The organism is Pseudomonas sp. Pse1, from assembly GCF_024519635.1.
Lineage (GTDB): Bacteria > Pseudomonadota > Gammaproteobacteria > Pseudomonadales > Pseudomonadaceae > Aquipseudomonas.
Genome location: NZ_JALJRO010000002.1, coordinates 150217 through 167757 on the forward strand (window position 1 = coordinate 150217; position 17541 = coordinate 167757).

Below are 17541 nucleotides of genomic sequence, written 5' to 3' on the forward strand. Positions count from 1 at the left end.
GGGATTTCCGCGGGCAGACTGTCGCCCGCTGGTAGAAATTTGACGCCAGGAACCAACAATCCGCTTAAAAGTCATGCCCACGAGGCTGTAGACTGGCTCCCGTCCCGAGACTTCCCTCGTTCGTTCACTGCGAGCCGGTTTAAGCTGACATGACCCGCACCCACGAAATCCGCCCCGACCTGGATGAGGGCATTGATCGCAAGGTTCTCGGACAGCTGCGCGCGCGCTTTCTCAAGCTCAACGAAGGTCGGCTGGCACGCACCCTGGAAGGTTTATCGCCACGCCAGCAGGTCGTGCTGAAGCTTCTTCCGCTGTTTTTCCACGTCAATCATCCCTTGCTGCCTGGATATGTCTCGAGCAGCACGCCCGCCGGACTATCAAACTTCGAGCCCGACACCGCGACCCTCGCCGAAGCTCAGCGGCTGACCCGCTCCTTCTCCTACAGAGCCCGTCACGGCAACCCGCCGCGCCCCATTCACGGCCTGTTTCTCATGGGCAGCCTCGGCACTCTGGCCCAGGCCGACCAGAGCGATATGGATGTTTGGGTTTGCCATGCCCCAGACCTCACCGACAGCGAACTCGCCGAACTGCGCAAGAAATGTCAGTTGCTCGAAGCCTGGGCCGCGAGCCAGGGAACTGAAGCGCATTTTTTCCTGATCGATGCGGAGCGCTTCGTCCGCGGCGAGCGCGACACTCAACTCAGCTCCGAAGACTGCGGCACCACCCAGCACTACCTGCTGCTGGACGAGTTTTACCGCACCGCAATCTGGCTGGCCGGGCGGACACCGATCTGGTGGCTGGTACCGGTGTACGAAGAAGCCGGCTACGAGCTGTACACCCATACCCTGCTGTCCAAGCGTTTTATCCGCGCAGACGAAACCCTCGACCTCGGCCACTTGGCGCACATCCCGCCGGGGGAGTTCATTGGCGCCGGGCTTTGGCAGTTGTTCAAGGGCATCGAGTCGCCTTACAAGTCAGTGCTCAAACTGCTGTTGATCGAGGTCTACGCCAGCGAACACCCACATGTGGGATGCCTGAGTCTGCTCTTCAAGCAGGCGGTATTCGCCAATCACCTCGACCTTGACGAGCTGGACCCGTACATCATGGTCTACCGCCGCATCGAGGAATATCTCCTGACCAGGGGCGAGCCGGAGCGCCTGGAGCTGGTTCGACGCGCCCTGTACCTCAAGGTCAACCGCAAGCTTACCGGCGTCGGCCGGCAACGCAGCAGCAGTTGGCAGCGCCAACTGCTCGAACGCCTGACCCGCGAATGGCACTGGGATCACCGGCAACTGGCAATGCTCGACAGCCGCAGCCAGTGGAAGGTCCGCCAGGTCAGCGCAGAACGTCGAGCGCTGGTCAGTGAACTCAACTACAGCTATCGCTTCCTGACGCAATTCGCCCGCAACGAGCAAAGCGCCAATCTGACCAACCAGCGTGACCTCAAAGTACTCGGGCGCAGGCTGTACGCGGCGTTCGAGCGCAAAGCCGACAAAGTCGAAGTGATCAATCCGGGCATCGCCCCGGACCTGGCCGAGGACACCCTGACCCTGGTGCACTCCCGCGATAAAAACGAGCCAGGGCAAAGCCATTGGGGCTTGTACAACGGCAGCCTGAGCAAGATGGAGTGGGAGCATTTCTCGCCCATCAAGCGCAGCCGGCACCTGCTGGAACTGCTCACCTGGAGCCATCGCAACGGCGTGATCGACAGCAGCACACGCCTGGCGCTGCACCCCGGTGACAGCGATCTCAGTGAATTCGAACTGTTCAACCTGCTGGGCAGCCTGCAACAAAGCATCACACTCCCCTTGCCGATGGTGGATGAAGAGCCGCTGTTGCGCGCCAGCGTCCCCGGCGAAGTGCTGATCCTGGTCAACGTCGGCATCGACCCGCTCAAACAGCATCGCGAATTGAATATCCTGATGACCACCGAGCGTACGGACTCGTTGAGCTATGCCGGCGTGCGCGAAAACCTGGTGCTGACCCTTGACCGGGTTACGCTGAACAGCTGGAACGAGGTGCTGGTCAGCCGCCACGACGGACCACATGCCCTGCTCGACTGCCTGCGTGACTACCTGAACGAGCTGCCACAGGACGCCCGACAGCCGCAGCTCCGGGTGCGATGCTTCTGCCACAATCGGGCGCCGTTCATTGCCCAGCGGGTGGAAGAGATATTCGATACCGCGCAGAACCTGCTGCTCAGCGGGCTCAATCATCGCTACCTGATTCAGGTTCAGCAGCGTTACCACGTACTGGAGCTGGTGCCGGGACAGGTCAGGCACGTCGCCCTGGCCAACCTGCCGGCGCTACTGGACTACCTGGGCAAGGAGCAAAAGCAATACAGCCCCCTGCACTTGGACCCGATGGCCCTCGAAGATGAGGACCTTGCGCTGATCCTGCCCATGGGGCTGCCGGACTGCATCCAGGTGTTCTATCGCCTCTTCGACGCTTCAGCAGAACTGTATGTGCTGGATGAGTTCAACACGCTGTGGCAACAGCGCCAGCCGTTTCACGACGAAACCAGCCTGCTGCTGCCTTTACAGCGCTTCCTGCAATCGATTCTGTACCGCCGCGAGGCATTGATGCCGCTGGAGTCCAGCCAATCAACCGCAGTTCCAGACGTGCTGTACTACCAATTGCTGGCCTCGGGCAGCGGTCGGGCGCGCCGGGTAGAACCGCGAGCGGCACCGCAGAGCGCTGCGAAAAAACCGTTCTATGAGGTCCAGGCGATTATCGGTAAAGCGGCCCCCACGAAGGTGCAGGTCACCCTGTATTGCAATCAACAAGAGTTCAGCGAAGTGGAGCACGGCGACGCGTTGTTTGCCGTGGTCGCGCAGGCAATTGTCGAGCAGCGTTGTGAGGTCCAACCCTATCGGTGCTACATCACCGACCTCGACCTGTCCGGCCTGCCCGGTGACGGGCAAGGCTCAAGTCAGCTTTATCTGCGATACAAGGCAGACCTGGAGCGCGCGTTGAACAAGGCGCTCGAACAGGTTTAGCGCCCGATCACTCTGGAAAAGCGCCACCGTTGGCCGGCTGACTTTCCACTTCGAGCAGGGTCAGTTTCAGGGTCTTGCCAGCCGGTGCCGGCCAGTCGATGTGCTGGCCGACTTTCAGGCCCAGCAAGGCGCTGCCCACGGGCGCAAGAATGGAAATCTTGCCTTCGTCGGCGTTGGCATCCTTGGGATAAACCAGGGTCAGGTGATAATCCTTGCCGCTACTCTCTTCACGGCAATGCACCCGCGAATTCATGGTGACGACATCGGCAGGCACCTCATCGTGACCGACCAGCGTCTCGGCGCGATCCAGTTCGGTTTGCAGCGCAATCACGCCCGGCAGCGTGTCATCCAGGCTGTCGATCAGGCGCTCCAGACGTTGTACGTCCAGACGGGTAAGGGTGATGGAAGGTGCGGTCATGATTCAGGCAGACTCCTTTCTTCTGCACGAAAAAAGCAAAACCCCGCCAAAAAATAGGCGGGGTTTTCACGCGCCTCGATGAGTTGAGGCGTAACCGGACACTATCACAGCTCAAAAAATATACAAGCCATGGTCGGGCAGACTCAGCTCGCACTTCGGCGTTGCGCCGCCTGCTGGCAAATCACCCGACGTCGCTGGTCATCAGCAGAACGCCACTCGCGAATGTCTTCGACGTGGCGAAAGCAGCCGATGCAGACTTTCAGTTCGTCGAGTCGGCAGACACTGGTGCAGGGCGACGGCACGGCCGGGCTGACATTGCTGTACAGCGGCTTGGGCGGGCGAACCGGGGCGGTCTGAGTCACGACTTCAAAGGCCTTCGAATTCGAGGTCGACATCCGCCTGCTGCTTGACGATGCGCTCGAGCATTTCACCCAGTTGCTCTTCGCTCTTGTCGCACATCCAGCGCTCGCTTTCTTCGTCGTAGTCGAAATGGAAGCCGCCGGATACGGCCGCCAACCACAGCTGGCGCAGCGGCTCCTGGCGACTGAAAATCAACTGGCTGCCGTTTTCAAACTTGACGGTCAACACGCCAGCCGAGCTTTCCAGGTCAATGTCCAGCTCGCTGTCGTCGAAAATATCTTCCAGTTTCTCCTGGGTAGCATCGACCAGATCGTGGAAACGGGCTTCAGTCAAACTCATTGCGGCAACCTCGAAAAGTGTCTACTTGCGCTCAAGCGCCGCAAGATACGGACGCGCCGGGGCGATTGCAAAGGATACCGTTCAAGCGCCGGAACCGCTTGCACAATAACCACCCGGGCCCCTCGGGATGATCAGCGGCGATGGACAAAGCCCCGCCGGACGGGTTGTCCGTCGCATAGGCAAGGTGCCGGGTGGCCGGTATACTCCGGCGCAATTAACGCATTTTCAAGGATTTCGCCATGAAGCGCCTGATCTCGTCCCTTGCTGCGCTCACTTCGCTCGTCGCTTTTACCTGCCTGTTATCGGCCTGCGGCCAGAAAGGTCCGTTGTATCTGCCTGACGACAGCAAGCCTGCAGATGAGCAGGCCAAGTCGTCGCAGGCGAAATCGCACGACCATAGCAACAGCAACAGCAACAGCACCTACTAAGGGAACATCATGGACGCTTTTAACTACCGTGACGGTGAGCTGTTCGCGGAAGGTGTTGCCTTGTCCGCCATCGCCGAGCGCTTTGGCACGCCAACCTACGTCTACTCCCGTGCGCACATCGAGGCCCAGTACCTGGCCTATGCCGATGCGCTGGCAGGCACGCCGCACCTGATCTGCTTCGCGGTCAAGGCCAACTCCAACCTGGGTGTTCTGAATGTCCTGGCGCGTCTGGGCGCCGGTTTCGACATCGTCTCCCGTGGCGAGCTGGAGCGTGTACTGGCTGCAGGCGGCCAGGCTGACAAGATCGTGTTCTCCGGTGTCGGCAAGACCCGCGACGACATGCGCCGCGCCCTGGAAGTCGGCGTGCATTGCTTCAACGTCGAGTCCACCGACGAGCTGGAACGCCTGCAAGTGGTCGCTGCCGAGCTGGGTGTTCGCGCGCCGATCTCCCTGCGGGTCAATCCGGACGTCGATGCCGGCACCCACCCGTACATTTCCACCGGTTTGAAAGAAAACAAGTTCGGCATCGCGATCGCCGATGCCGAAGACGTGTACATCCGTGCCGCCCAACTGCCCAACCTGGAAGTGGTCGGCGTCGATTGCCACATCGGCTCGCAACTGACCACTCTGCCACCGTTCATCGATGCCCTCGATCGCCTGCTGGGCTTGATCGATCGCCTGAGCGACTGCGGCATCTACCTGCGTCACATCGACCTCGGTGGCGGTCTGGGCGTGCGCTATCGCGATGAAGAGCCGCCATTGGCTGGCGACTACATCAAGGCGGTTCGCGAGCGTATCGATGGTCGCGATCTGGCACTGGTGTTCGAGCCGGGCCGTTTTATCGTGGCCAATGCCGGCGTACTGCTGACCCAGGTCGAGTACCTCAAGCACACCGAACACAAGGATTTCGCCATCGTCGACGCGGCGATGAACGACCTGATCCGCCCGGCGCTGTACCAGGCCTGGATGGACGTCACTGCCGTGCGCCCGCGCGATAGCGCTGCACGTGCCTACGATGTCGTTGGTCCAATCTGCGAGACCGGCGATTTCCTCGCCAAGGACCGCCAACTGGCGCTCGAAGAAGGCGACCTGCTGGCCGTGCATTCGGCCGGTGCCTACGGGTTTGTCATGAGCTCCAACTACAACACCCGCGGCCGTAGCGCCGAGGTGCTGGTGGACGGTGATCAGGCATTTGAAGTGCGTCGCCGCGAGACGGTAGCCGAGTTGTTTGCTGGCGAAAGCCTGCTGCCGGAGTAACCCCATGCTGCTGCGTTTTACCAAGATGCACGGCCTGGGCAACGACTTCATGGTTCTCGACCTGGTCAGCCAGCACGCACACATTCTGCCCAAGCACGCCAAGCAATGGGGTGATCGGCACACCGGGATCGGCTTCGACCAGTTGCTGATCGTCGAGGCGCCGAGCAATCCGGACGTGGACTTCCGTTATCGGATCTTCAATTCCGACGGCTCCGAAGTCGAACAGTGCGGCAACGGCGCGCGCTGCTTTGCCCGATTCGTGCTGGACAAGCGCCTGACCGCCAAACGGCAGATTCGGGTCGAGACCAAAAGCGGGATCATCGAACTCGATGTACGCAATGACGGCCAGATCAGCGTCAATATGGGCGCACCGCGCCTGGTGCCGGCGGAAATTCCGTTCCAGGCCGAGGCGCAGGCTGTTAGCTATCCACTGGACGTCGATGGTCAGACCGTAGAGCTGGCGGCGGTATCCATGGGTAATCCCCATGCCGTGTTGCGCGTGAACGACATCAACAACGCACCGGTGCATGAACTGGGGCCGAAGATCGAACATCACCCGCGCTTCCCGGCGCGAGTCAATGTCGGTTTCCTCCAGGTCATCGACCGCCACCGCGCGCAATTGCGCGTCTGGGAGCGTGGCGCCGGGGAGACCCAAGCCTGCGGTACCGGTGCTTGCGCCGCGGCCGTGGCTGCGATCAGCCAGGGGTGGATGGATTCGCCGCTATTGATCGACCTGCCTGGCGGGCGCCTGTCCATTGAATGGGCAGGCCCTGGCCAACCGGTGCTGATGACCGGTCCGGCAGTGCGCGTATATGAAGGACAAGTGCGTCTTTGAGTGAGCCAAATCCATGACTGATCAGCCTCAGGTTCCAGCCCCACAGCCCGACGAATCCCCTTCCGAAAGCCTTGAGGCGGCGGCGATTGCCGCGTACCTGGAGGCTCATCCGGATTTCTTCGTCGAGCACGAAGAACTGCTCCCCGCCCTGCGCATTCCGCACCAGCGTGGCGACACCGTCTCGCTGGTGGAACGGCAGATGAAGATCCTCCGCGAGCGCAACATCGAAATGCGTCATCGCCTTTCGCAGTTGATGGACATCGCCCGCGACAACGATCGCCTGTTCGACAAAACCCGCCGCCTGATCCTCGCCTTGATGGATGCCAGCAGCCTCGACGATGTGGTCATGAGCGTCGAAGACAGCTTGCGCCAGGATTTCCAGGTGCCCTTTGTCAGCCTCATCCTGTTCAGCGACGAGCCGTTGCCGGTCGGTCGCTGGGTCAGCGCCAGCGAAGCACAGAAAGCCATCGGCGGTTTACTGGCCGAAGGCAAAAGCGTCAGTGGCAGCCTGCGTGAACATGAGTTGGACTTCCTGTTCGGCGAGGACCAACGCCAGCAGATCGGCTCCACCGCCGTGGTGGGTATCAGTCATCTGGGCCTGCATGGCGTGCTGGCGATCGCCAGCCGCGATCCACAACATTACAAAAGCTCGGTCGGCACCCTGTTTCTCAGCTACATCGCTGAAGTCATGGGGCGCGTATTGCCACGGGTCAACAGCACCCTGCGCTCGGTACGCTGACCATGGAACGACAACTGGACGCCTACTGCGAGCACTTGCGCAGTGAGCGTCAAGTGTCGCCCCATACGCTGCAAGCCTATCGTCGCGACTTGAACAAAGTCCTCGCGCACTGCGAAAAACAGCAGATCGACTCCTGGAGCGCGCTGGACATTCAGCGTCTGCGCAGCCTGGTCGCACGGCTACACGCCCAGGGCCAATCCTCACGGAGTCTGGCGCGGCTGCTCTCGGCGGTGCGCGGGCTTTACCATTATTTGAATCGCGAAGGTTTGTGCGATCACGATCCGGCCAACGGTCTCGCGCCGCCCAAGGGCGAACGGCGATTGCCCAAGACCCTCGACACCGACCGCGCCCTGCAACTGCTCGAGGGCGCAGTCGAGGATGACTTCCTGGCGCGCCGCGACCAGGCCATTCTTGAGCTGTTCTACTCCTCGGGCCTGCGCCTGTCGGAGTTGACCAGCCTCAATCTCGACCAACTCGACCTCGCCGATGGCCTGGTGCAAGTACTCGGCAAGGGCAGCAAGACCCGCGTGCTGCCAATCGGCAGTAAGGCGCGCGAGGCGCTTGAGGCGTGGCTGCCCCTGCGTGCACTGGCCAATCCGACAGACGATGCGGTTTTTATCGGCCAAAGAGGCCAGCGGCTGGGGCCGCGTGCAGTGCAGGCAAGGGTCAAGGCCGCCGGCGAGCGCGAGCTGGGGCAAAACCTGCACCCGCACATGCTCCGGCACTCTTTCGCCAGCCATGTGCTGGAGTCTTCCCAAGACCTGCGGGCCGTCCAGGAGCTGCTCGGTCACTCAGATATCAAGACCACGCAGATCTACACCCACCTGGACTTCCAGCACCTGGCCGCGGTCTACGACAATGCCCACCCACGGGCCAAACGCATCAAGGGCGACGAACAATGACCGTGCAACTGATCACCTTCGACCTCGACGACACCCTGTGGGATACCGCCCCGGTCATCGTCAGCGCGGAAGCCACCTTGCGTGAGTGGCTGGCCGAACATACACCGGTGCTCGGTGCCCTGCCGATCGAACATCTGCATGCGATTCGCGAGCGGGTACTGACGCGCGAGCCACAGCTCAAACACCGCATCAGCGCACTGCGTCGCCGAGTGTTGTTTCATGCACTGGAAGAAGCCGGCTACGCGCAGGTGCAGGCCAACGAATTGGCCGACCAGGCCTTTGAAGTGTTCCTGCACGCACGCCATCAACTGCAGATTTTCCCTGACGTGGCGCCAACTCTGGAAATCCTCGGCAACCACTACGCACTCGGCGTGGTCACCAACGGCAATGCCGACGTGCGCCGCCTGGGGCTGGCGGACTACTTCAAATTTGCCTTGTGCGCCGAAGACATCGGCATCGCCAAGCCCGATGCTCGACTGTTCCACGAGGCCCTTCAGCGCGGCGGTGCCACGCCAGGCACGGCCGTTCATATTGGCGATCATCCAGGCGACGACATTGCCGGGGCACAGCAGGCAGGATTGCGCGCGATCTGGTTCAACCCGACGGGCAAGATCTGGGAAGCGGATCGCTTGCCAGATGCGCAGATTCGCAGCCTGACCGAACTGCCGGCGTTGCTCGCCCGTTGGAACAGCGGCGCGGTCTGACCCGAGGTTTTGCTTGAGCCATGAAAAAGCCCGCAGCGACGGCGGGCTTTTTCTTTTCCGTAAATGTCCACAGCATTCCACAAAACCTAGTGATTACGGGGCTTACCGGGTATTATCCTGTCTACAGAATCCCACCCATATCTACCTGATCCCACGAAAATGTGTGGGGCTGCGTGTGGGGTTGGATCAGTCGACGAGGAAATAGAATGAGCCGATTGAACCCCAAGCAAGTCGAACATTTGAGTGAGCCAGGCCGGTATCTGGACAGTGATGGGCTTTACCTTGTAATCAGCACTACCGGTAGCAAGTCCTGGTTGTTGCGATTTCAGCTCAGCGGCAAGCGTCGTGACATGGGGTTGGGGCCGTTTCCGACCGTCACGCTTAAGGCAGCACGACTGGCCGCCACAGAGGCTCGTTCGCTGATCATGCAAGGCCGCGACCCACTGGACGAGCGCAAAGCAGAACAGCAGCGGCAAAAAGAGCAGCGGTTGGCGGATAAAGCAAAATCTGTCACGTTCAAGTCGCTGGCGTCCGACTACCACCGGTCACACTGTCAGCACGTGACCGATGGCTGGCGTAAAGGTTGGCTTTCCAAATTGGAGCGCTATGTCTATCCAGTCATGGGGGAGCTGCCGCCCGGACAGGTTCAAACCGAGCATGTATTGCGTGTTTTGCAGCCGATCTGGAGCGAGAAGCCCCGGACCGCGAGCGAGGTTAGAAGCCAGATAGAAAGCGTGCTGGACTCCGCCAAGGCGCTAAGCCTTCGATCTGGCGAGAACCCCGCGCGCTGGCGCGGCCATCTGGACAACCTGCTAAGTCGGGCAGACAAGAAACGGGCTACGCAATCGACCAACCATCCAGCCATGCCCTGGCGTGATCTGCCAGCGTTCATGGGAAGGTTGGCCGCCGCCAATGACCGTGACTCTCAAGCACTACAGCTCGTGATCCTGACTGCCTCACGGGCTGGCATGGTTCGCTTGGCGACGTGGGACGAGTTCGATCTAGAGTCAGCCATCTGGAATCTGCCAGCCGATCGCATGAAAACTCGGCAGGCGTTCGCCATCCCATTGCCACAGCAAGCGGTTGAACTACTTCGAGCAATCCCGCGCACTGTTGGCAGCCCCTATCTGTTTCCAGGCACTGGGAAGTCTGGCGTGATGGGCCGTGTTGCATTCTTGTCACTACTGCGGGCGATGGATCTGCCAGACATAACAACACACGGGTTCCGGGCCACCTTTCGCACTTGGGCGAGTGAGTGCACGCACCATCCGCGAGAAGTCTGTGAACTGGCGCTGGCCCATGATGAGCGCGACAAAATCGAGGCCGCCTATAGCCGCAGCAACCTGCTGGAGAAACGCCGCGAGCTGATGCAAGCCTGGGCGAACTTCGCCACCACTCCACCAGCGGTAAATGTAATTCACGGCGCGTTTGGGCGAGTCGAAGCATGAGCCGCAAATATGATGGTGACCTAGCCAAACCTATCAAGCGGGAGCCGCTGGGACCGTCCGATACACCCGAACAGCGCGAGGAATGGAATGAGGCGAACGAAGCTGAGGAAAAGCGCCGGATGGGCCTGTTATTTGAGGCCCATGGTATCAAGGCTGGCGATTGGGAAAATCTTTGCTGGAGCTTGGCGCGTGACTTACGGGGCTTCCAGTTGGCCAGCAGCAAGCGGCCGGGCCGGCCTAAACGCTGGTGGGATTGGCCTCGCGCTGAGTTGAGGCTGGATATCGAAGAACTCCAAGCGGCGGGTCTTTCGGTTACTGAAGCGACTCAGCATCTGGCCAACGTGGAGCCATATAAGTTTTTTCTGAGCCACGCAAATGGCGCCGAGCGGCTGAGGAGTGAATCCACTCGCCCGATCACCCCGCGCATTTTTGAATTGGTACGCTATTTACGAGATCCGATGAATTTTGCGGGTGAAACTACAGAAGAGCCTGGAGCACTTGCGCGTAAATTACTTGATGTTAATTACACGCAGGACGATCCTCAAAACGAGCAATAGTATTGGAATCCATGGCGCCCACTGACTCAGGCGCTCTTAATTCGCGAGGAGCGAACATGGACTCCACACTCACTGACAGCCCCCCTGTTTGCTTACTCCGCCTGCGCGACGTTATGGAGCGTGTTGGGCTGCGTTCAAGCTCAATTTACCAATCCGTGCAAAGGGGCACATTCCCAAAACCCATCAAGCTCGGTGACAGTGTTTCTGTGGCTTGGCTTGACCAAGAAGTTGACGCATGGCTCAGGGCGCGGCTCATGTCCCGCCAACCCAGCATCACCCCACGCAAGCGCCGCCTGAAGGGAAGTCATGCAGGAGGCCAGGTCAATGACTGACAATCTGCGGGTCATGCGCATCGATGAGGTCATGAAGCGGACAGGACTAGCCCGCGCCTCGATCTACAAATACGCCCTGAACCAAACATTCCCGCAACAGGTGCAGCTTGGCCGTGGTGGTGCAGTTGGATGGTTAGAGCATGAGGTTAATGCTTGGGTGCAAGAGCAAATCGACAAGAGCCGGGGCAAAACTGTCAGCGCATAAAAAGCCGGACGAGCGCGCCTCCGACTGTGTCAGACACTGAGCAGAGCAGTGGCAGGCACGCTGATTGTCGCCCCCCAGTCTGGCCTTCGACAATGATCGGGGGCAAATCCTATGGACTTCAAAGACGCTGTGCAGGCTCATCATGGGGAGCTTGATAAGGAGCCTGTACCTGATGGCAAGCCGCACCCATTCCGCGCCCACGGCGACCGGCAACGCCAACACACCGGGTGGTATCTGCTCTTTCCAGACGGCAATGGCTGTTGGGGTTCGCTACACCCTAACGGCTCAGGTGTTTGGCATGTCCCTAGCCTAATTACTTCACCTCGATCCGATTCGGACAAGGAATAGGCATGGCGCGAAATCGCCTCAAGGCGAAGGGAAGAAAGGAGTCTGGTAGATTCGTCGCGCTCCCCCATGCCGTTATGGATAGTGACGACTACAAGTCACTCTCGGGCAGCGCCATGAAAGTCTTGATGTGCCTGCTTAGGCAGTGCAACGGCAGAAACAACGGTGACCTGTCAGCCTCATTCACCCTAGCCAATACTTGGGGAATCGGTAGCAAATCGACCCTATCTAAGGCCCTAAAAGAGCTGCAAGAGCGCGACATGATCATCTGCACTCGTGAGGGACGCTTTCTCAGGCCCGGTGGCTGCTGTGCACTGTATGCAGTCACCTGGCTTGCAATAGACGAATGCGGCGGCAAGCTGGAGGTTTCGTACTCCGTTGTTCCACCGCGAAAGTTCAGCCTTGAAAGATCAAATAACCCGGTACAAAAACTGTACCCACAGCGTACAGAAAATGTACCGATGGCGGTCTAGCCAGCTTTCTTTTTATGTTGCATCGGTACAGAAACTGTACGCATGGAAAGGGTTCACTTGGTACAGAAACTGTACTCCTTCTTAGATATACCAGGGCGTAGCCCTAACAAATGCTATAGCTGTTGCATTTGCTTAGGTCATAAATGACCTGCTTTGGCTTTAGGCGAAAGGGGTCCCCGCTTGCGGGGTTGAGCCTGCTTTTGATCTGGCTCTGTGTAGTTATCCACGGATCGTAGGTGCGAAGCGCCGAAGGGAGGTGGGTAACTCATGCTTTGTTGTCTAGTGTGAGGGAGCAAAACACCACGGACTGCGCTCTGCGTGCTTTGCTTGCGGGTAATCCGTGGAAAGCATGCGAGTGAAGCCGTGAACTGTCGGCGTTGTTTGTTCAATGTGAGGGCGTGTGATGCGTGAGTCGATACCGTTAGCTGACCGAGCTATGTCGATGCTGCTGAACGAGTTCGCCAGTGATCCCCCTGCTGCGACCCTGGGACTGCTGACACTATTCTACGGTCAGCCATTGCCAGTAATGCTGGTGGCGCGATGGGCTGACTTCGATCTTGAGGCGAAGCTGTGGCTATTGCCGACCGGCGACTTGCCGCTGACAGCGCCAGTAGTGAAGCTGCTAAGGCGGTATCGGTCGACCTGTGGCGGCGATCCCACTAGCTACCTGTTCGCGCTTCCAAGCGGTCGCGGGCTGAGTGAGGCAGTGGCGAATAAACGGGTGGAGAACCTGACAGGTGAATGGTTCCCACTAGACACCCTGTGCGCTTGGGCGCTGAAGTGCGTCCCTGATTTGATGACTGGCGGCGAATGGGTGGAAAAACGCCTGAGTGAGTATGTTGCCAAGGGGGCCACCGTGACGCAGGTTGAGGCGTTACGGCGTGAGTTTGCCGCAAGGATGCGCGCCCAGGTCGAATACTGGCACGACACGTTGAACCTTGATGAGCTGATTGCGCCGCTATGTTGATTTGTAGCGCTGTCCTGGACGGGCTGCCGGATGGGTCATTCAAGAGCGAGGTGTGCGATGGGCGATACGGTCTATACGCGATTGAGCGAAACGATGATTGGCAGGCTGCGCCGGGATGAAGCGGCTAGCTATTTGCGAGACGAGCATTATCCGAGGTTGCGCTTCCGCTACCGGAAAACCCGAACGCGCGGCACTTGGGATGCGTACCTGGGCGGACGTTGGCGCAAGGTCGGCAATTATCCCGAGTGGGATTGCAAGACCATGCTGGAGCGTCTGCCACACGTGTTGGAGCAGCTTAATAGGGGTGCTCAGCCGGTGGTGTCGGTTGGCATGTTGGTAACGATGAGACAGTTACTAGCGTGGTTTTTGAATCGGCAATTGCGCACGCGCACGTTATCGAACGCACGTAAAAGCAACTGTAGATCGATGATTAACATTTGGTTGCTGCCACGCCTGGATGACGTGCTGATTGGCGACTTGAACAAGGAGCTACTTGACCGGCTGTTGGTGCATCCGATGCAGATGGAATTAACGCCCGCGTATATTCGCAAGGTCTATGGGGTGTTGGTGGCGGCCATTCGTTGCGCTGTGGATGTGGGGGCTTTGGGTTCAAACCCGCTGTTAGGCGTGACGTTCTCGGACTTCAGGCTGGCGAAAATCAAGCCAAGGACAGCGCGGTTGCGTCCTGAGCAAGTGGACTCGCTGGTGTCGATCCTGGGGGAGCGTTTCGAGGAGTATCCGCGTATATGCATGATTGCATTGTTAATGCTGTGTTTTGGCCTGCGCCTGGGTGAGACGCGGAAATTGCGCTGGGCGTATTTCCATATGGACCAACGTTTATTGATCATTCCAGCGGCTGATACCAAGACGGGAGTAGAGCTTGAGCTGCCGCTGACGGATGCGGTGTGGGCGCTGCTGGAGCATTACCGTGCGCGCTGTGGTGATAGGGGCTCTGAGTATTTGTTTCCTGGTGCGGGAGGGCTGGCGTTGAGTGAGGCTTCGGTGCTTGCGATGTTTAGGGAATTGTCGGATGGGCAATGGACGAGTCACGACTTGCGCAAGCTGGCGCGGGCCTGTTGGGCGCGGATGGGGGTTGATTATTTGGTGGGTGAGTTGTTGTTGAATCACGCGATGCCCGGGTTGACGGCTGTGTACATACAGACGCAATTGCCGGGTCTGAAACGGGCGGCGCTGGAGCGGTGGCATGGGGAGGGGAGCAAGTATTTTTCGGGCTTGAAGTTGGAAAAGCGGTTTGGGCTTGCGTAATCGCCTCGCACATGACCACCAAATTGCATTGCTACTGACCAGGCATTTTTGTTCGTGGTGACCACCGGTTGCATCCGGTTGACCCATGCACGCACAAGAGACAAGCGGCAGAGAGAGCGGCCAATAGCAACCAGTTAGATGCGTCCAGGAAATCAGGAGCTACTCACTTCGATTTCGATCGAGTAACAGGATGAGCTGAGCCGGCAATTCATAGCGGATCTCGCACGGCGATTGTGCACGCTGACACGAACGCGGCGCCCCCCATCAGAAGGTACGACTCTAATCACTTGAATGCCGGGGCTGCCCTTTTACTCAGTCACTCGCACAGCAGTGAGTATCACGCGACGCGATTGAACCGCTACAAAATCTCCTCCGCCCCAACTGACTATTCGTCCTTCACCCGACGCATCAAGGCATCGAGCGCCAACGAGGCATCGGATGAGGAGCCTGGCGTGACGACGGAGTATGCCTGTAATGCATGCTCTGACTCACGCTTGATGACCGTCATAGCAATTCCGACCTTGACTCCATCCACGCTCGTGGAATCAGCTGCAGTAATCCCTTGCAGGCCACGCCATTGCGTCGCAGCTGACTTGCACGTAAGACCAACTGTACGAAAAGCACCTTCACAGGCCAACTGTGCGCGCTTGGCGAGATCGGTCTTGACCGCCCCCGGAGCATGAATAAACATTATCTGCTCTGCGGAGTTCGGCCCAAGGTTGCGTTGAGCTATGACAGGTGACACGGCAGCACCGACAACCGGTAGCCGTGAGATGGAGAAAAGATCGGGTGTCAGGATCGTTACTTGGACAGCTGGAATTGCCTGCTCTGTCATCTCTTCCGACCATTCTGAGTTAAAGAGCCTGTCGAGGCGGCTTTGCGAGGCTTCAATCCCATCGAGCACTGTACCGATCATTTCTTTGTCGATATAAACAGTCTGGCCATTGACGAAAACCGGTTTGCGATTTGCTGCCGCCGCTAAGAAGCGTTCAGCGCTATCCACAGAAGCCGCGATCTGCGGACCAAGTGCCCGCAGACTGGCTGACATGCTGACAAACCCTGGTGTCCGGACGACCTTCCGCTGTTCGTAGCTCTGCTGAATGCTCTTCCAGGTTTCAACCGGATATCCGTTCGTCATGACTCTTGCTTGGTTCAGCGCTTCCACGATCTGAGTAAGTGCCTTCGGATCATTTCCAGCATCCGCCTTCAACAACCGCCAGAATTCATCGTGAACCGACTTGTCGACGAAACCACTCCCGGTGTTCATCACCGACTGCATGATCGTACGCGCTTGGGGCTGGGTCGTTTCTGAGGCGTAGGTGCTGCCGACACAAGCCAGCAGGCAGAGTCCAAGAAGGAAGTTAGTGAGGGGTTTAGACATCATGCAAGCGAGCTCATATCTGGTTGCTGGCTGGAAGGATAGTTGAACGGCTGTGGGACGTACTAACCGGACGCCCTGTTGCACAATCTACTGCTGAGTAGTGAGCTGGTCAGTGGAGTGCAAATGGGTGAGCAAATCTTTGCAATTACCCATCGTGCTTTTGTAACCAGACGGGTTTAGAGAGCCAAGTGGCTTGGAGCAAGGTGGGTGTTGGGTTTGGGGGTGTTTGTGTTTTTTGGAATTGTCGCGCTTGAACGCCATTTTCAAAACAGGTTTTTTTTTGGTTTTTTTGGGGGAGGAGGTGTTTTTGCGAGATGAAGTATCTGAGATTTTTCGTGGCTGAGATGGCTGATTTAGAGGGGTTGAGTCGAGATTTGCAGGTTTTCTCTCGGGTCCTTGGTGGTTTCAACATATATCCGCGCAACGCCTCTAGAACGTTGTTTGTAGAAGGTTGTGAATTAGAAATAGTTATATTTCCATTTGCAAGCTATTGGCCAGGCAAAATCAATGTGTGTGCAGTCCTGTAATTTCTAATGAAATCAATGATCTGTGCACTTAGAAAGTGGCAAAATACCGGCCACGGACGTGCGGGTTTTGTGCGCGGCTAGATAAAAAGGTTACTCGCTTGGATTGTGCTTAACTGGCGAGGTGTGGTGAGAAAAACGAAGGCGCCGACAAGGTGTCAGGAGGTGTAAATGCCAGCCCGTAAAACACCGCAACGCCAATGGGAAAAAGACAGGCGCACAGCCACTTTGTTGATGAAGAAGCTGGAGGCATGCATCGACGGGAAAATCGTGCTGACCACATCTCAGGTGGCAGCAATCAAGATCATGCTGAACAAACTGCTGCCGGACCTCAAAGCCATCGAGCACAGTGGCAACCCCGACCATCCGGTAATCACTGAGATTAGGCGCGTGATCATTGATCCGAAGTGCCCTGTCACGGCGCAATCCCACCTGGGTGATCCATCGCGCAAAGTTCATTAGGAGGCTTCGCCCCACTGATTTACCTGTTTAGCCTGCATATGTTCATGCACAGCTTGGGGTATGTGCGGAGACTCTAGTGCCAGAGAATCAATACGGACTCTAAGATCATCGACCTTGGCGGAGCTAACCTCAGGTAGCGCCATCATCAATTCAATTTCTCTGCCAAGGGCATTGTATTTTGCCCCGGCACCACGATGCTTCTCAGCCAGCTCCTGGTAACGAAGAGTCGATTGCAACGCGGTGAGGATTGCAGCCAGTACGCTCATCGCACCTACGACGAACTGTAACCAAAAGGATGATTGCTGCTGAAGCGTCGCGAACACTGCCGTGCCTACTGCTGCTGAGAGTGCCACGGTGGGTAAAGCAATCCAAAAATGCAATCTGGAATACCTAAGTGCCGCCCGGTAGTGCCCTACTGCGACGACTGATGTTCGCTCGTACCATTGAACTAACACTTGTAGCGCATCGTTTTGACTCATCTCTGGAACCATGGCGGTTAGGAATGGATGGACATCCTAAGGGCAGCAAAAGGATTTGGCATCGAGATTCTTAGGGTATGAGTCAAGGAGGCAGGAAAGCATCACTACTTTCCGCAAGGTC

General features: G+C 58.2%; 20 protein-coding genes. 15 read left to right on the forward strand and 5 right to left on the reverse strand.

Annotated features, from left to right (window positions below):
* Positions 1-149: 149 nt before the first annotated feature.
* Complete coding sequence (locus NR126_RS03395; protein WP_105753584.1) at positions 150-2999, forward strand: class I adenylate cyclase; 2850 nt, start codon at positions 150-152, stop codon at positions 2997-2999.
* 7 nt (positions 3000-3006) lie between these two features.
* Here the strand turns inward: NR126_RS03395 and rnk are convergent, their stop codons facing one another.
* From rnk to cyaY, 3 genes are all read right to left on the reverse strand, one after another.
* Positions 3007-3417 carry a nucleoside diphosphate kinase regulator gene (gene rnk / locus NR126_RS03400; RefSeq protein ID WP_027616856.1) on the reverse strand — a complete coding sequence of 137 codons (411 nt, stop codon included), beginning with the start codon at positions 3415-3417 and terminating at the stop codon, positions 3007-3009.
* 143 nt (positions 3418-3560) lie between these two features.
* Entirely contained in the window at positions 3561-3779 is a 219-nt protein-coding gene (locus tag NR126_RS03405; RefSeq protein WP_105753730.1) for a DUF1289 domain-containing protein, read from the reverse strand.
* Between the two features lie 4 nt (positions 3780-3783).
* Positions 3784-4116 carry an iron donor protein CyaY gene (gene cyaY / locus NR126_RS03410; RefSeq protein ID WP_105753582.1) on the reverse strand — a complete coding sequence of 111 codons (333 nt, stop codon included), beginning with the start codon at positions 4114-4116 and terminating at the stop codon, positions 3784-3786.
* A 239-nt stretch (positions 4117-4355) separates the two neighbouring features.
* On the opposite strand from cyaY, the gene NR126_RS03415 reads away from it, so the two are divergent.
* The 13 genes from NR126_RS03415 to NR126_RS03475 all read left to right on the forward strand — a co-directional run bounded on the left by NR126_RS03415 (position 4356) and on the right by NR126_RS03475 (position 14574).
* Positions 4356-4544, forward strand: a complete 189-nt coding sequence (locus NR126_RS03415; protein ID WP_256829666.1) for a lipoprotein — start codon at positions 4356-4358, stop codon at positions 4542-4544.
* Positions 4545-4553: 9 nt separating this feature from the next.
* The gene (gene lysA / locus NR126_RS03420; protein WP_105753580.1) at positions 4554-5801 is read left to right on the forward strand and encodes a diaminopimelate decarboxylase; all 1248 of its coding nucleotides are present in this window, start codon (positions 4554-4556) and stop codon (positions 5799-5801) included.
* Between the two features lie 4 nt (positions 5802-5805).
* Positions 5806-6636, forward strand: a complete 831-nt coding sequence (dapF, locus tag NR126_RS03425; protein ID WP_027616851.1) for a diaminopimelate epimerase — start codon at positions 5806-5808, stop codon at positions 6634-6636.
* A 13-nt stretch (positions 6637-6649) separates the two neighbouring features.
* Positions 6650-7375, forward strand: coding sequence for a DUF484 family protein (locus tag NR126_RS03430; protein ID WP_027616850.1), 726 nt, complete (start codon positions 6650-6652; stop codon positions 7373-7375).
* A 2-nt stretch (positions 7376-7377) separates the two neighbouring features.
* Complete coding sequence (gene xerC / locus NR126_RS03435) at positions 7378-8277, forward strand: tyrosine recombinase XerC (protein ID WP_027616849.1); 900 nt, start codon at positions 7378-7380, stop codon at positions 8275-8277.
* A complete protein-coding gene (locus NR126_RS03440) occupies positions 8274-8981 on the forward strand; it encodes an HAD family hydrolase (protein WP_027616848.1) in 708 nt (235 codons plus the stop codon). The genes xerC and NR126_RS03440 overlap by 4 nt, the downstream gene beginning before the upstream one ends.
* 206 nt (positions 8982-9187) lie before the next feature.
* The gene (locus NR126_RS03445) at positions 9188-10429 is read left to right on the forward strand and encodes a site-specific integrase (RefSeq protein WP_256829668.1); all 1242 of its coding nucleotides are present in this window, start codon (positions 9188-9190) and stop codon (positions 10427-10429) included.
* The gene (locus tag NR126_RS03450; RefSeq protein WP_256829669.1) at positions 10426-10986 is read left to right on the forward strand and encodes a hypothetical protein; all 561 of its coding nucleotides are present in this window, start codon (positions 10426-10428) and stop codon (positions 10984-10986) included. The genes NR126_RS03445 and NR126_RS03450 overlap by 4 nt, the downstream gene beginning before the upstream one ends.
* Before the next feature lie 56 nt (positions 10987-11042).
* A complete protein-coding gene (locus NR126_RS03455) occupies positions 11043-11318 on the forward strand; it encodes an AlpA family transcriptional regulator (RefSeq protein ID WP_256829670.1) in 276 nt (91 codons plus the stop codon).
* Positions 11311-11523 carry an AlpA family transcriptional regulator gene (locus tag NR126_RS03460; RefSeq protein WP_256829671.1) on the forward strand — a complete coding sequence of 71 codons (213 nt, stop codon included), beginning with the start codon at positions 11311-11313 and terminating at the stop codon, positions 11521-11523. The genes NR126_RS03455 and NR126_RS03460 overlap by 8 nt, the downstream gene beginning before the upstream one ends.
* Positions 11524-11873: 350 nt before the next feature.
* Positions 11874-12341: a hypothetical protein gene (locus tag NR126_RS03465; protein ID WP_256829672.1), complete on the forward strand. Its 468-nt coding sequence runs from the start codon at positions 11874-11876 to the stop codon at positions 12339-12341.
* Positions 12342-12783: 442 nt separating this feature from the next.
* On the forward strand, positions 12784-13308 hold the full coding sequence (locus tag NR126_RS03470; protein WP_256829673.1) for a hypothetical protein: 525 nt from the start codon (positions 12784-12786) through the stop codon (positions 13306-13308).
* A gap of 57 nt (positions 13309-13365) precedes the next feature.
* Positions 13366-14574 carry a tyrosine-type recombinase/integrase gene (locus tag NR126_RS03475; protein ID WP_256829674.1) on the forward strand — a complete coding sequence of 403 codons (1209 nt, stop codon included), beginning with the start codon at positions 13366-13368 and terminating at the stop codon, positions 14572-14574.
* A 385-nt stretch (positions 14575-14959) separates the two neighbouring features.
* Here the strand turns inward: NR126_RS03475 and NR126_RS03480 are convergent, their stop codons facing one another.
* Entirely contained in the window at positions 14960-15958 is a 999-nt protein-coding gene (locus tag NR126_RS03480) for a hypothetical protein (protein ID WP_256829675.1), read from the reverse strand.
* Between the two features lie 692 nt (positions 15959-16650).
* On the opposite strand from NR126_RS03480, the gene NR126_RS03485 reads away from it, so the two are divergent.
* Positions 16651-16941 (forward strand): hypothetical protein, encoded by a 291-nt coding sequence (locus NR126_RS03485; RefSeq protein WP_256829676.1) that lies wholly within the window; start codon positions 16651-16653, stop codon positions 16939-16941.
* On the opposite strand, the gene NR126_RS03490 is transcribed toward NR126_RS03485, so the two are convergent.
* Positions 16938-17420, reverse strand: a complete 483-nt coding sequence (locus tag NR126_RS03490) for a DUF4231 domain-containing protein (RefSeq protein WP_256829677.1) — start codon at positions 17418-17420, stop codon at positions 16938-16940. The genes NR126_RS03485 and NR126_RS03490 overlap by 4 nt on opposite strands.
* Positions 17421-17541: the final 121 nt, after the last annotated feature.

Excerpts from the sequence above, each read along its gene's own strand:
- NR126_RS03395 (WP_105753584.1), top strand. The coding sequence starts at position 150 with ATGACCCGCACCCACGAAATCCGCCCCGACCTGGATGAGGGCATTGAT.
- NR126_RS03450 (WP_256829669.1), top strand. The coding sequence starts at position 10,426 with ATGAGCCGCAAATATGATGGTGACCTAGCCAAACCTATCAAGCGGGAG.
- NR126_RS03475 (WP_256829674.1), top strand. The coding sequence starts at position 13,366 with ATGGGCGATACGGTCTATACGCGATTGAGCGAAACGATGATTGGCAGG.
- NR126_RS03480 (WP_256829675.1), bottom strand. The coding sequence starts at position 15,958 with ATGATGTCTAAACCCCTCACTAACTTCCTTCTTGGACTCTGCCTGCTG.
- NR126_RS03415 (WP_256829666.1), top strand. The coding sequence starts at position 4,356 with ATGAAGCGCCTGATCTCGTCCCTTGCTGCGCTCACTTCGCTCGTCGCT.
- cyaY (WP_105753582.1), bottom strand. The coding sequence starts at position 4,116 with ATGAGTTTGACTGAAGCCCGTTTCCACGATCTGGTCGATGCTACCCAG.
- NR126_RS03460 (WP_256829671.1), top strand. The coding sequence starts at position 11,311 with ATGACTGACAATCTGCGGGTCATGCGCATCGATGAGGTCATGAAGCGG.
- NR126_RS03490 (WP_256829677.1), bottom strand. The coding sequence starts at position 17,420 with ATGAGTCAAAACGATGCGCTACAAGTGTTAGTTCAATGGTACGAGCGA.
- NR126_RS03445 (WP_256829668.1), top strand. The coding sequence starts at position 9,188 with ATGAGCCGATTGAACCCCAAGCAAGTCGAACATTTGAGTGAGCCAGGC.
- xerC (WP_027616849.1), top strand. The coding sequence starts at position 7,378 with ATGGAACGACAACTGGACGCCTACTGCGAGCACTTGCGCAGTGAGCGT.
- NR126_RS03465 (WP_256829672.1), top strand. The coding sequence starts at position 11,874 with ATGGCGCGAAATCGCCTCAAGGCGAAGGGAAGAAAGGAGTCTGGTAGA.
- NR126_RS03485 (WP_256829676.1), top strand. The coding sequence starts at position 16,651 with ATGCCAGCCCGTAAAACACCGCAACGCCAATGGGAAAAAGACAGGCGC.
- NR126_RS03440 (WP_027616848.1), top strand. The coding sequence starts at position 8,274 with ATGACCGTGCAACTGATCACCTTCGACCTCGACGACACCCTGTGGGAT.
- NR126_RS03455 (WP_256829670.1), top strand. The coding sequence starts at position 11,043 with ATGGACTCCACACTCACTGACAGCCCCCCTGTTTGCTTACTCCGCCTG.
- dapF (WP_027616851.1), top strand. The coding sequence starts at position 5,806 with ATGCTGCTGCGTTTTACCAAGATGCACGGCCTGGGCAACGACTTCATG.
- lysA (WP_105753580.1), top strand. The coding sequence starts at position 4,554 with ATGGACGCTTTTAACTACCGTGACGGTGAGCTGTTCGCGGAAGGTGTT.
- rnk (WP_027616856.1), bottom strand. The coding sequence starts at position 3,417 with ATGACCGCACCTTCCATCACCCTTACCCGTCTGGACGTACAACGTCTG.
- NR126_RS03470 (WP_256829673.1), top strand. The coding sequence starts at position 12,784 with ATGCTGCTGAACGAGTTCGCCAGTGATCCCCCTGCTGCGACCCTGGGA.
- NR126_RS03430 (WP_027616850.1), top strand. The coding sequence starts at position 6,650 with ATGACTGATCAGCCTCAGGTTCCAGCCCCACAGCCCGACGAATCCCCT.